The following is a 12,962-nucleotide window of genomic DNA, read 5'->3' as shown; positions in this document are numbered from 1 at the left end:
CACACTTACAGGTTAGTACAAAAATAGAATGCACGATACTTGCAAGCCAGGTCCTGCCTTTATTATTCAGATCGTAGTTTTATATCGTTTATTTTTTCCATTCCGTAAAAAAAATGCACCCAGAAAAATCCTCCAAACTAACCCGTATTGCAGTAATTTATGATGGCAACTATTTTCTTCACGTAAGCAATTATTACAATTACTCCCACGAAAGACGGAGCCGTATCAGCATATCGGGTTTACATGAGTTTATACGGGCGCAGGTTGCCCAAGAAGAGGAGACGGATTTTCGCCTGTGTCAAATCGTCGATGCACACTATTTCCGGGGTCGTCTGAACGCCCACGAAGCCAGCCAACGCGGAAATCAACTCTTCTATGATCGGTTATTCGATGACATTCTGATGTCTGAGGGGGTCGTTACACACTATCTGCCGGTTAAAACTTTTCAGGGCTCACGGCAGGAAAAAGGCATCGATGTCTGGCTCGCCCTCGAAACGTTCGAACTGACGATTTCCAAAAAATTTGACGTAGTGGTGCTCATCACGGCCGACGGCGACTATGTACCGCTGATCCGGAAGCTCAACACGCTCGGAACGCGCCTGATGGTGCTGAGCTGGGATTTTGAGTATTACAACGACGAGGGCGAGAAAATGGTGACCCGAACCTCGCAGGATTTGCTGGCCGAGGTTTCGTATCCCGTCGCCATGCACGAAATGATCGATACGCGGCTTCGGAAAAACGATCCGCTGATTCAGAATCTGTTCGTCAAACAATCAGCCCGGGTACTGATCGGGAACGCGGCCCCTGTACCGGCAGGCAATGGTTTTGATAGTTATTCCGACAGCGAGGACGATGATTCCGACCCCTCCGAATTTAAAATCAGCACCATTCGCAGCCTCAAAAACGGGTACGGTTTTATCAATTACCCGCCCAATAACCTGTTCTTTCACTACACGAGTTTGAATGACATCGATTTTAACGAATTGCAGGTTGACGACGAGGTAAAATTCCGGATCGGGAAAAATGCCGAAAGCAAAGACATTGCCATCGATGTGCATCTGGAAAGTAACTAATGCCACCCACTGCCGGAACCATTCGTCAGGAACGTACCATACCGCTTGAGTCAACGGGCCAAAAGCCCGTTGACTTCTGGCCCAAAAAAGCGCTGGCCTGGGCTCTGAGCCAGTATGATCATGTTGTGCTGTTCAACAACAATCAGGCATCGCTTTCGAATGTAGACCTTCCCTACCAGGGCTTTCCGAATCAGTTGGCTGCCGGGGTGTATCGACCGGTTGCGTTCCTGCCCGACACCAATCCGTTCCAAACGCTGTTTCAGCACCACCAGCAACATCCGGATTTTTTGATTGGTTATTTTGGCTATGATCTAAAAAACCGGATCGAGCCACTGGTCAGCCGGCATGAAAACACGCTCGGATTTCCAGAAATCTATTTCTTCCAGCCCCTCCACCTCATCGATTTTGACAACGATCACCTGACCGTTCGCTCGTGGGGAAACCCGGATGCGGTGATTGCCGCGATTCTGGCCGATTCTACAACCACGTCAGCCGACACGCCGAAAAACAAATGGAGTAATCCGGTAAAAAGCCGGGTTTCGCCGGACGAATACCGCCAAACTGTTCGCCAGATTCAACAGGACATTATCGACGGCACGGTTTACGAACTGAATTACTGCATCGAGTTTTTCATTGAAAACACCGAAATTGATCCGCAGACGGTGTATTCCGACTTGACGAAACGCTCGCCGATGCCTTTTTCGCATTTCCAGCGAATCCGAAATCAGTACGTCATTGGCGCATCGCCCGAGCGCTTTTTGAAGAAAGAAGGCAACCGGCTCATTTCCCAACCCATCAAAGGTACCACCCGGCGCGGAACGACCCCCGATCAAGATGCGCTGCTCCGGCAGCAACTCCGCAGTAGCGAAAAAGAGCAGGCTGAAAACCTGATGATTGTCGATCTGGTCCGCAACGACTTGGCCCGAAGTGCAGAAACCGGCAGCGTACAGGTGGACGAATTGTTTGGTATTTACCCGTTTCAGCAGTTGTTTCAGATGATTTCGACGGTCTCGGCCACCATCCTAAACGACTTGCCCTTTACCGAAGCCATCCGCAACGCCTTTCCGATGGGCAGCATGACGGGCGCGCCCAAAGTTCGGGCGATGGAACTGATCGATCAATACGAAGCGAGTCGGCGGGGGTTGTATTCGGGAGCCGCCGGTTTCATCACACCAGACGGCGACTTTGACTTTAACGTCATGATTCGGAGTATTTTCTACAACGCCGACACCGGCACGGTTTCATTTTCTGTCGGAAGTGCCATCACCTACGACGCTGACCCTCAGCAGGAATATGAAGAGTGTTTGCTGAAAGCAGAAGCGATAAGGGCGGTTTTCCAAGAGTAGTTTCGTAAAATAATACAATTAAGTACAGAGCAGGCTTGTATTTATCGAAAATATACCTTACTTTTGCAACAGTTTTCAAGCGGACATCCGTCCGATCTCTGTAAAAGATACTCTTCATGGGATTTTTTCTATTACCACAGAGCTGCACGGATGTCAACCGGTTAGGGGTTTAACATTCGTTGGGCGCATCTGTTGGGGCAATTGCATTGGTGAATCAAGTTTCACTTTGGGCTAAGCTGGGCATTTTCGGGGGTTCCTTCACGTTTGTATCTCAAATTTTCACGTATCGTACGCCGATTTTTCGCAATCGGACCTGCATGGCCGTGCAGCACGAGCACTTCTGCCGATAAACGCTTGTATTAGTTTCATTATTAAAAACTCTTACAAGTTATGACTCCTGAAATCATTGAACAGGAAATTATTGTTACGCCTGGAATTCCACAGCGGACATTTGCCGATCTGAACCTTTCAGATGAAATTTTACAAGCGGTTACTGAAATGGGATTCGTACATCCCTCTCCCATTCAGGCCGAAGCCATCCCTCCCATTCTGGCCGGTCGCGACGTAATTGGTCAGGCCCAGACGGGAACCGGGAAAACCGCAGCCTTTGGTATTCCAGCTATCAATATGATTGATGTGGCCGAACGCCATCCGCAGGTGCTGATTCTGTGTCCGACCCGCGAACTGGCCGTTCAGGTTTCGGAAGAGATCCGTAAATTATCGAAATTTAAAAGAGGAATCCGCATCGAAGCCATCTACGGTGGCGATTCGATCGATCGCCAGATCAAGTCGCTCAAAACCGGTGTTCACATCGTAATCGGTACGCCGGGTCGCGTCATGGATCACATGGAGCGCCGGACGCTGAAGCTGGACAACGTCCGGATGATGATTCTGGATGAAGCCGACGAAATGCTCGACATGGGTTTCCGTGACGACATCGAAAGCATTCTGGAAGACATGCCGGAAGAACGTCAGACGATTCTGTTTTCGGCCACGATGTCGAAACCGATCATGACGATCACCCAGCGTTTCCAGAAAGATCCCGTTCTGGTAAAAGTGGTTCGGAACGAACTCACCGCCCAGAACATTGAGCAGGTTTTCTTTGAAGTGAAACCGAAAGCCAAAGTGGAAGTGATGTGCCGTCTGATCGACATGCACAACCTGAACCTGCTGCTGGTTTTCTGTAATCAGAAGAAACGCGTCGATGAAATCGTTGAAGACCTGCAAGTACGTGGTTATCAAGCAGAAGGCTTGCATGGTGATCTGCGTCAGGCGCAACGGAACAACGTGATGTCGAAATTCCGGTCGGGTGTTACCAACATTCTGGTCGCCACCGACGTAGCCGCCCGTGGTATCGACGTTGACAACGTGGACGCCGTTATTAACTACGACATTCCCCTCGACGAAGAATATTACGTACACCGGATTGGCCGGACCGGCCGTGCCGGGAAGTCGGGTAAAGCCTTCTCACTGGTGGGGAAAGACGAAAAATACCGGCTGCGCGAAATCCAGAACTATACCAAAGTTCGGATTGAAAAAGGGGTTATTCCGTCCTTTGAAGACATAGTTGGACTGCGCAAGGCCCGTTTTATCGAGCAGGTAAAACAAAGCATCGAAAGCAGCACCGATCTGAATCTATATGACGATCTGCTGACGGCCCTGCATCACTCCGGTTTTACCACCGAACAAATCGTTTCGGCTCTGGTGAAACGCGGAATGGGGATCGAGAAAAACGAGTTTTCTGACCAGAATCTGGGCCATGACGATGACCGTCGGGAACGGAAAGAAGGCGGATCACGCTTTGGTGATCGCGGTGGACGGGGCGAAAGCACCGGACGCTTCGGTGATCGGAGTCGCGGAGAAAGCGGTTCCCGTTTTGGTGATCGTGGTGGCCGCAGCGAAGGACCCGGCCGGTTCAGTGAACGCGGCACCCGCGGTGAAAGCCGTTTTGGTGACCGGGAACGTACCCCCCGTTTCGGCGGCCGGGAAGAAGGTCGCAAATTTGAACGCGATGATAGCCGCGCACCCCGCGAGCAGGAAGCGAACATGACCCGGTTGTTTGTCAGCGTCGGTCGTCGCGATTTCATCCGTCCGGGCGACATCGTTGGTGCCATCGCCGGCGAAGCCAACATTCCGGGCAGCAGCATCGGTCACATCGACATTTTTGACAAACATACCTACGTTGACGTTCCCCGCGATGTAGCCAATCGGGTGGTGGATGTCATGGAAGGCAATACGATCAAAGGCAAACGCGTTCAGATTGAAGTCGCACGCTAAGTTGTCAGATTATGACTACAAAAAAAGCCGCTCTGGATTCAGAGCGGCTTTTTTTGTAGTCGAGAAAAGAAGATAGAATAGAGAAGAAAGAATATGAAGAGTAGTAATCTTTCTTCTCTATTCTACCTTCTTTATTCTCAAATAAACTAATCTTCCAGATAATACCCGAAAATAATCCCCATTTCATCCTCGCTGGTTAGCCCGAAGCTGACGTCTTTGGCGGTGGTATTATTGTAGGTAATTTCTGAAATAAGTCCTTCTCCTTTTGCCAATAAAATGGGGGTAGTAAAGGTTTTAATTTCAGGGTGTTCCCAGTTCGTGGACGTATAAATCACTTCGCCGTCCCGCGCTCCTCCCTTGATCTTAATCACAAATTTTTCCGCCAGTTTATGCGTATGTGAAGTCAAAACCAGCACTTTGACCGGCTTGGTCATCAAAAATGTTTTGGAAAGTGTAACGCGTTTATTAGCCGGAATGGACAAATCATTATTGGTAAAATCCATGGTCTTCACCACGTTTTTCACCTTGGCTTTATCGGTCGTATATAAGTTTACAAACACCTCGCCGGTGATGGAAGTGTTGGATTTATTAACATAGTGTGAATTAAAATCCATCGTCGTGTTGGCCGGTATTAACAGGGCTGTTCCCTCCGGAAAAGCATAGTCGATATAAGGTGCCTGAATACCGATGAAATAGACGTGATTCTGCATCGAAAGTGCCGTCAGCAGGTTGTACGAATTGTCCGAATTTCGAAGATCCCGAATCTGATTCAGGGCCGGAAGGTTCTGGTTATTCCGGAAATTGTACATCACAAAATGGTGGCTGTTGTTCCGCATCTTCACCTCGAACCGGTTTACGTAGACATCCTGCGTATTGCCAATCGACTTCCGCATAAACAACTCCCGCTCAAAATTCGGAATGATGGTAAACGGGTCCAGTTTGAGCTGGAATCCCTCAGTAGCCGCTGGTACCTTTAATCCTTCAAAAGCTTCTGCAGCCGGCGTACTGGGCGTCTTGTCATCCAGCAAAGTGGAATCGACGACACTTCCTTCACGGGGTGCCCCGGCTTCGATCCAGCGACGCACAAACTCGATCTGACCCACCGTCAACAATTCTTTGCCTAGTGGCATCGGGTTTCCGTAATTGGCCCCGCTGTGGTGACTCGCAGCCGCATTGATTTTATGGTAGAGCAGACTCTCCAGGGCCGCGAACGGTTTTACGCGCAGTAATCCGTTGGCTTTGGCCGTTGCATTGGTCGACGCAACGCCAACCAGATTTTTGTAGGCGACGTCGGCCGCCAGCACCAGTTTGTGCTGCGCAAATGTCGGGTCGGTTTCGGACGAATGACAGCCGGAAACCGCACAGGTGGGCGTCAAAATCCGTCGTTGCAGTTGGTCAAAACTCGTCACCACCGGTGCCGGATCGGGGTCATCGGCAGATTTGTCACCCGATTTTTCGCAGGAGGCAATCAGCAGGCTGAGACCAACAGCGCCGAGCAAACTCAGTTTAAAGGGATGGAAATGGTGTTGCATAAGTCAGTTAAAACTTCAGAACAAAATCCTGTTTGGGCTGCTGGCTTCGGAAAAAGACTAAGCCGACGTAAAAAAGATCGATGGAAATGGTCACCGCCGGGTGCGCCTTGATCGTCTCCCAGGCCTGCTCCATCTCATCCGACCAGTGAATATCGTCAAAAATAAAACAGGAATCGTTATGTGCCTTCGCAAGACAGGTTTCAAAATACCGAACAGTCGGTTCATACCGGTGGTTGGCATCAAAAAAAGCGAAGTCGATGGCAGAAACCGTCTTCAACCGTTCCGGCAGGGTCGTGTCGATGTTACCGGTTATGATTTCAATAGCCGGTTGGTTCAACTGCTGAAAATTACGTCGGGCCACGGCAGCGGTTTGCGGACACCCTTCGAAAGTCAGAATTTGCGCCCCGGGAGCCGCCACGGCCTCATACAGTGTTGTGATGCCGAGTGAGGTGCCCAGATCGACAATCGTCTGCGAATGGAACCGTTGAATCAGCCGGTACATCAACCGCCCGAAACGCGCCGGTTTCTGCGAATTTTTAGCAATATCCCGAATGGCCCGTTCGCGCGACGCATTGATGCGGGAACCCGCCCCAAAATCCGTGATCTGAATTTTAGCGGTATCCTTCAACAACTGCTGTTGCAACGCCCGGATGGGTGCAAATTGCGGCTCATCAGGGTTGTCGCGACGAATGAGACTGGAATATAGATCAAATACAAACGGCGAATGCAGGGAATGCGCATCGCCGGCCTTCAGGAGAAATTTCAGATAAGCACGAATCAAGAAACAAAAACCGCTATCACGGATTTAAAACAGACTATAATTAATTCAAACGATACGGAACCACCATTGTAAATTCAGGAATATTGACCCGAAACTGCTTTCCGTCAATAATCCGTTCCATCAGATAGGTTCCTCCCATTTTGCCAAGGCTCGACCGCAGATTGCAGCCTGAAACATACTCGTGCGTTTCACCCGGCTCCAGAATGGGTTGCTGGCCAACCACACCCTCGCCTTCCACTTCCCGCGCCATGCCGTGGGCATCGTAAATAATCCAATGACGTCGCAATAATTGCACGGTCGATGGCCCTTCGTTTTCGATGGTAATTCGGTACGTAAAGACATAATGCGCCTGTGACGGACTGGAATATTCCGGTTGGTATTCGGTCATCACACTGACCTTGACGCCGTCGGTAACTGCCGATATCATTTTAGTTACGTGTTGGTAAATACCCTTAAAACGAAAATTAAATTTAAGAGTTTATAATTCCAATAAGCGCATCGATTATTTTCGGTTTCGCCTACTTTTGTCAGCCTAACGAAAAAAACGTTCCGAGCGTATCCATCTTTTACCGGATCGAATTGACCCGAATCTCAAACACCATTTATATGAAGGTTGTCATTGAACCCTCCTGGCAGCAGCGGCTGCAAGCTGAATTTGAAAAACCGTATTTCCCCCAGTTGGCCGAATTCGTCCGCCTGGAATACACTACGCACCGTTGCTATCCGCCGGGCAAACTGATTTTCAACGCTTTCGATAAATGTCCGTTTGATCAGACCAAGGTCGTTATTTTAGGGCAGGACCCGTATCACGGCGAAGGGCAGGCCAACGGATTATCATTTTCGGTCAATGATGGTATCACCAAACCACCCTCACTCGTCAATATTTTTAAAGAAATCAAAGACGATCTGGGTACGGAGATTCCGAAATCCGGCAATCTGGAACGCTGGGCGGTTCAGGGGGTTTTGCTGCTCAATGCCACGCTGACGGTACGGGCCAATCAGGCCGGTTCTCATCAGAACAAAGGTTGGGAAACGTTTACCGATGCCGCTATCCAGCACCTTTCCGACGAAAAAGAAAACCTGGTTTTTATGCTTTGGGGTGCCTATGCCCAGAAGAAAGGGGCCATTATCGACGGTAGCAAACACCTGGTTCTGAAAGCCAAACATCCCTCGCCAATGGCAGCCAATTATGGCGGCTGGTTTGGCACCCGGCATTTCAGCCAGGCCAATGACTACTTAAAAAGCAAAGGAATCGAGGAAATTGAGTGGTAATCGACTGTTCAAGTTGAAGGAATAATAAATGTAAAATGATGAATGTTAAATATAAAAGTAGTTTCCAATCCAGCACTTTTACATTTAACATTCATCATTTTACATTTATTATTCCATGGTACCGCTTTAGTTAGTCAATAATGCGGAACAGGCGGTTCCAGCGGATTTTATTCAGAACGCTTTCCGGATTGGGGTCGATCGACATCCAGATGAAAACCGCTTTACCCACAATGTGATCGGCCGGCACAAAGCCCCAATACCGTGAGTCGGCGGAGTTGTGGCGGTTATCGCCCATCATAAAGTAGTAGTCCTGCTTGAAGGTATAGGACGTGATGGCTTTGCCGTCGATTTTGATGGAATTTTCGGCTAGCTCAACCTTCTCGTTACCCTCGTATTTTTGAATTACCGGGCCGTACAAGGCAATATTTTTTTCGTCCAGTTGGATCGTCGCGCCTTCTTTCGGGATCGTAATCGGGCCGTAATTATCGACATTCCAGGGAAACAGGGACGACTGCGGATACACCGGCTGGAAGGGGTTGACCGATCCTTTTGGCGAACTCAGGGCTTCGATGCCTTGCACAAAATCCTGTTGCTTCAACAGAGCTGCGGTTTCCGGGGTGGTATGAATCCGGTAGCCGGAGGCATCGTTCGCGGCAATCGTATCGTTAAACGTTTCCGTACTTTGCTCAAAATCAGTAATATCGTACCGCTTGAACACTTTGGCACTGATCACCGAACCGGTCTTTAGAAAATATTCCGTTTCGGATTTTACCGGATCGGGAAACGCCTGACCATTGACGAAAACATTGCGGTCGCGCACCTCCAGCACATCACCTGCAACGCCGATGCAGCGTTTGATGTAATTGGTTTTGAGATCGGTCGGATAATCTTCGGGCGGGTAGTTAAATACCACAACGTCGCCCTGCTTGACGGATGAGAAACCAGGCAGACGGTATTGGGGCAGTTGAATCCAGTCGAGGTACGACGGTATGTCGGTCCCCCAGATTTTCTGGTGCGTCAACGGAACCTGCAAAGGGGTTTTCGGGGTGCGGGTTCCATAATGGAGTTTACTGACAAACAAAAAATCGCCGACCAGCAGACTTTTTTCCATCGAAGGCGTCGGAATCGTGAATGCTTCCATGAATAGCCAGCGAATCAGCGTAGCCGCAACCACCGCAAAGACAATGGAATCAATCCACTCACGGAACGGCGATTTATTCTTGACAGTGCGCCGGGTGGCGGTTTCCTGGTTTTTAACGACAGACATGATAAATGAATTTCAAATAGTAAATGATGAATGTAAAAGTTATTGGATTCTCCAACTTTTACATTCATCATTCAACATTTATTATTAAACATTACTACTTTCTCCCAACAGATCTTCCATTCCAAAAACGCCTTCTTTCCCCACCAGCCATTCCCCGGCGGTGAGGGCGCCGAGCGCAAAGCCCTGCCGGCTGTAGGCAACGTGTTTGATTTCGATGGTGTCCACATCCGAGTCATACCGAACCACGTGGGTTCCCGGAACCGTGCCTTCCCGTAAGGATTCAATAACTACCGCATCCGGTTGACTGTCAGCATCATTGACCCAGCGTTTTTTGGTCGGGATCTGTTCAATGATGCCTTCCGCCAGCGTAATGGCCGTTCCACTCGGTGCATCCTTTTTCTCGGTATGATGCACTTCGGTCATCGAAACGTGGTATGACGGATAGCCCTTCATAAACCGGGCCAGCATTTTGTTGAGCCGGAAAAACAGGTTAACGCCAATGCTATAGTTCGATGCGTAAAAAAACGCCCCGTGTTGCTGTCGGCATAGTTCTTCAATTTCCGTCCGGTATTCCAACCAGCCGGTTGTGCCGCAAACCACCGGCCAACCGCGTTTCAAACAATCCCGCACGTTATCCAGCGCGGCTTCCGGCGAACTGAATTCAATGGCGACATCGACGTCGTCCTTCCCTAAAGCATCCAGATCGGCGCGGTTATTCACATCAATCCGACCCGCAATTTCGTGCCCCCGGTTCAGCGCAATCTGCTCGATGGTTTTACCCATTTTGCCGTATCCGAGTAATAAAATCTTCATTCAGGTAATCGTTCTGGCTTCAATTTTTAAACTGGAAAGCAACCCGGATTCCCGGAACCGGCATTATGCCAATGACGGGCATCAGCAAACCGGGTTTCACTTTCATCGTCAGGTCTTCCGAAATATCGAATGTTTTCAAATGGGCCGTCACGTTGGCTTCAATGACATTCACACCCCATAACAGACCGATCCCCAAGTAGTTATAATCCCGGTACCGCGCAACGGAGCGAGCCGCCCGTTCCAGTTCGGCCACGGTTATTTTCCGTGAATAGCCCGGCACCTCAGTTTCCTGACCGGGCGAATAATTGGCCTTAATGCCGTAATCGCGATACATTCGGTATTCACCACTGTAGTACTGGGAAAAATACAGCATGGTTCCAAACCCGGCGTAAATGATCGGTACTTTCCACCAGTGGCCGTTGTGAATCTGGCCGAGTCCCGGCAAGATGGCCGAGCGAATCGTGGCGGTTCTTGGTACAATCTTTCTGATTTTGGCATTCTGCTTCGGCGTCAGCGAAATCGTATCAGCCGTGGCCAGTCCGCGAACGGAATCCACCAAAACCGGCTGCGTCTGTACGTTCGGAACTGCACCAGCGGGCGTTTGCCCGCGTGCCGCTGTACCCAGCAGGATCAGCATGCCCACCCAAACGTATTTTTTCCACTCCATTCGTAACCGTACCGGGTATCCTGTTTCCATCTTCCAAGTGTTTTCAGTGCAGATTGTCCGTATACTAACGTAGTACGCATCCGACCCGCCACCGGATTTCAGGAAATTAACTTTTTTTATGCCTTGTAATTCAGCACTTCCAGAATCCGGTTCATTTCGTCCTGGGAAGTAAACGGAATTTTGATCTCACCCTTGTGCTTGTCATCGGCCTTGATAGACACTTTCGTTCCAAACATGGACGAGAGTTTGAACTGCAACCCCCGAATCTCCTGCTTGTAGGGTGTTGACCGGCGTTCGGGTTCGTTTTCAGGGGTTGTTGAAAGGCCGCGCACGGCTTCCTCCACCCGGCGAACCGACCAGTCTTCCTCAATCAGCCGGTTGAAAAGTTTAATCTGAATATCCGGATTGTCGACGTTGATAATGGCCCGGGCGTGTCCCATCTGAATCTTCGTATCGCGCAAAGCCGCCTGTATCACCGGCGGTAATTTCAGCAAACGGATGTAGTTGTTCACCGTCGTCCGGTTTTTCCCAACCCGGGCGCCCAGTTCTTCCTGTTTCAGATTACATTCCGTGATGAGACGTTGGTAGCTCAGGGCAATTTCAATTGAATTCAGGTTTTCACGCTGAATGTTTTCGATCAGGGCCATTTCCAGCATCTGCTGGTCGTTGGCCTGCCGAACGTAGGCCGGTACGTGCGTCAGCCCAATCAGGCGGGATGCCTGCAACCGCCGTTCACCGGCAATCAACTGATACTGGTCGCGGCCCAGTTGCCGAACCGTGATGGGCTGGATAATTCCCTGGACCCGGATCGACTCCGCCAACTCCATCAAAGCCTCTTCATCGAACCGGGTTCGGGGCTGAAAGGGATTGGTTTCAACGTGGTTGACGCTGATTTCCGTCATCGTTGAGATCGACTCATACGGCGACGGTTTGCTGGGACGATTTACCTGGTCACTGTCATGCAATAAGGCTCCTAACCCACGACCCAGACCTATCATTTTCTTCGGATTACTTTTTGCGTTCGTATTATCCATGGCTGCTAAATTCGGGTTGGATATTATACGGTCTGATCCTGCGGCAACCGGCCATTTTTAATCAGAATTTCGCGGGCGAGATTCAGATAACTGATGGCTCCTTTGCTGTCGGCATCCTGCGCCAGAACCGGTAATCCGAAGCTGGGTGATTCACTCAGCCGAATGTTGCGCGGGATGATGGTGTTGAACACCATTTGCTGGAAGTGGGCCGTGACTTCGCCAACCACCTGATTGGACAGGCGAACCCGCAGATCGTACATGGTGAGCAGAATGCCTTCGATGGCCAGCGACGTGTTGAGCCGCGATTGAATGATCTTGATGGTATTCAGCAATTTACCGAGTCCTTCCAGGGCAAAATATTCGCACTGAACCGGAATAATCACGGAGTCGGCGGCTGTCAGGCTGTTGATGGTAATCAGACCCAGGGATGGCGAGCAGTCGATGATGACAAAATCATACTCATCTTTCACATCATACAAAGCCTCCTTCATTTTCTCCTCCCGGTTTTTGAGATTGATCATCTCAATTTCGGCCCCGACTAAATCGATGTGCGACGGCAGCAAGTCAAGATTCGGAAAATCGGTTTGGATGATGGCATCCCGGGTGCGAATATCTTCAATCATGCACTCGTAAATGCTGTTCTCAATTTCTTTCGGATTATAACCAAGACCCGACGTGGAATTGGCCTGTGGGTCGGCATCGACAATCAGGGTTCGAAACTCGAGAGCCGCCAGACTGGCTGCCAGATTGATCGTGGTGGTGGTTTTTCCGACGCCCCCCTTTTGGTTGGCAATAGCAATAACTTTACCCATGGGTTTGTTCGTTACAGACCCAAATATCTATAGATGGTTATTCTAAAGCAAGGAACGTTTCACGGATTTTTTGAAAATGTTTCACGGA

The 12,962-nt window shown here is 49.8% G+C and carries 12 protein-coding genes; 4 read left to right on the top strand and 8 right to left on the bottom strand.

What is annotated here, in order from left to right; all coding sequences use genetic code 11:
• The first annotated feature begins 113 nt into the window (after nt 1–113).
• The 3 genes from ACS5NO_RS12290 (at nt 114) to ACS5NO_RS12280 (ending at nt 4,696) form a co-directional block, all read left to right on the top strand.
• A complete protein-coding gene (locus ACS5NO_RS12290; RefSeq protein ID WP_439415418.1) occupies nt 114–1,073 on the top strand; it encodes an NYN domain-containing protein in 960 nt (319 codons plus the stop codon).
• Nucleotides 1,073–2,419, top strand: a complete 1,347-nt coding sequence (locus ACS5NO_RS12285) for an anthranilate synthase component I family protein (protein ID WP_439415417.1) — start codon at nt 1,073–1,075, stop codon at nt 2,417–2,419. Before ACS5NO_RS12290 ends, ACS5NO_RS12285 begins: the two co-directional genes overlap by 1 nt.
• 390 nt (nt 2,420–2,809) lie before the next feature.
• Nucleotides 2,810–4,696: a DEAD/DEAH box helicase gene (locus tag ACS5NO_RS12280; RefSeq protein ID WP_439415416.1), complete on the top strand. Its 1,887-nt coding sequence runs from the start codon at nt 2,810–2,812 to the stop codon at nt 4,694–4,696.
• Nucleotides 4,697–4,842: 146 nt separating this feature from the next.
• On the opposite strand, the gene ACS5NO_RS12275 is transcribed toward ACS5NO_RS12280, so the two are convergent.
• From ACS5NO_RS12275 to apaG, 3 genes are read right to left on the bottom strand one after another with little or no spacing between them, the layout of a single operon-like run.
• Nucleotides 4,843–6,228, bottom strand: coding sequence for a monooxygenase (locus ACS5NO_RS12275; RefSeq protein ID WP_439415415.1), 1,386 nt, complete (start codon nt 6,226–6,228; stop codon nt 4,843–4,845).
• A gap of 7 nt (nt 6,229–6,235) precedes the next feature.
• Nucleotides 6,236–7,009 (bottom strand): O-methyltransferase, encoded by a 774-nt coding sequence (locus tag ACS5NO_RS12270; protein WP_439415414.1) that lies wholly within the window; start codon nt 7,007–7,009, stop codon nt 6,236–6,238.
• A gap of 40 nt (nt 7,010–7,049) precedes the next feature.
• Nucleotides 7,050–7,436 (bottom strand): Co2+/Mg2+ efflux facilitator ApaG/CorD, encoded by a 387-nt coding sequence (apaG, locus tag ACS5NO_RS12265; protein ID WP_114409612.1) that lies wholly within the window; start codon nt 7,434–7,436, stop codon nt 7,050–7,052.
• A gap of 179 nt (nt 7,437–7,615) precedes the next feature.
• Between apaG and ung the strand changes: the two genes are divergently transcribed.
• Entirely contained in the window at nt 7,616–8,281 is a 666-nt protein-coding gene (ung, locus tag ACS5NO_RS12260; protein ID WP_439415413.1) for a uracil-DNA glycosylase, read from the top strand.
• A 130-nt stretch (nt 8,282–8,411) separates the two neighbouring features.
• Here the strand turns inward: ung and lepB are convergent, their stop codons facing one another.
• The 5 genes from lepB to ACS5NO_RS12235 all read right to left on the bottom strand — a co-directional run bounded on the left by lepB (nt 8,412) and on the right by ACS5NO_RS12235 (nt 12,874).
• Nucleotides 8,412–9,548, bottom strand: a complete 1,137-nt coding sequence (gene lepB, locus ACS5NO_RS12255) for a signal peptidase I (protein ID WP_439415412.1) — start codon at nt 9,546–9,548, stop codon at nt 8,412–8,414.
• A gap of 84 nt (nt 9,549–9,632) precedes the next feature.
• Nucleotides 9,633–10,361, bottom strand: a complete 729-nt coding sequence (gene dapB, locus ACS5NO_RS12250) for a 4-hydroxy-tetrahydrodipicolinate reductase (RefSeq protein WP_439415411.1) — start codon at nt 10,359–10,361, stop codon at nt 9,633–9,635.
• 19 nt (nt 10,362–10,380) lie between these two features.
• Entirely contained in the window at nt 10,381–11,058 is a 678-nt protein-coding gene (locus ACS5NO_RS12245; protein ID WP_439415410.1) for a DUF5683 domain-containing protein, read from the bottom strand.
• Nucleotides 11,059–11,144: 86 nt separating this feature from the next.
• Entirely contained in the window at nt 11,145–12,062 is a 918-nt protein-coding gene (locus ACS5NO_RS12240) for a ParB/RepB/Spo0J family partition protein (protein WP_439415409.1), read from the bottom strand.
• A 23-nt stretch (nt 12,063–12,085) separates the two neighbouring features.
• Entirely contained in the window at nt 12,086–12,874 is a 789-nt protein-coding gene (locus tag ACS5NO_RS12235) for a ParA family protein (RefSeq protein WP_114409618.1), read from the bottom strand.
• Nucleotides 12,875–12,962: the final 88 nt, after the last annotated feature.

This window comes from Larkinella fluvii, from assembly GCF_051857545.1.
Classification (GTDB): Bacteria; Bacteroidota; Bacteroidia; order Cytophagales; family Spirosomataceae; genus Larkinella.
Note: the sequence above shows the minus strand (reverse complement) of the source record. Positions and strands in the feature narration are given on the sequence as shown.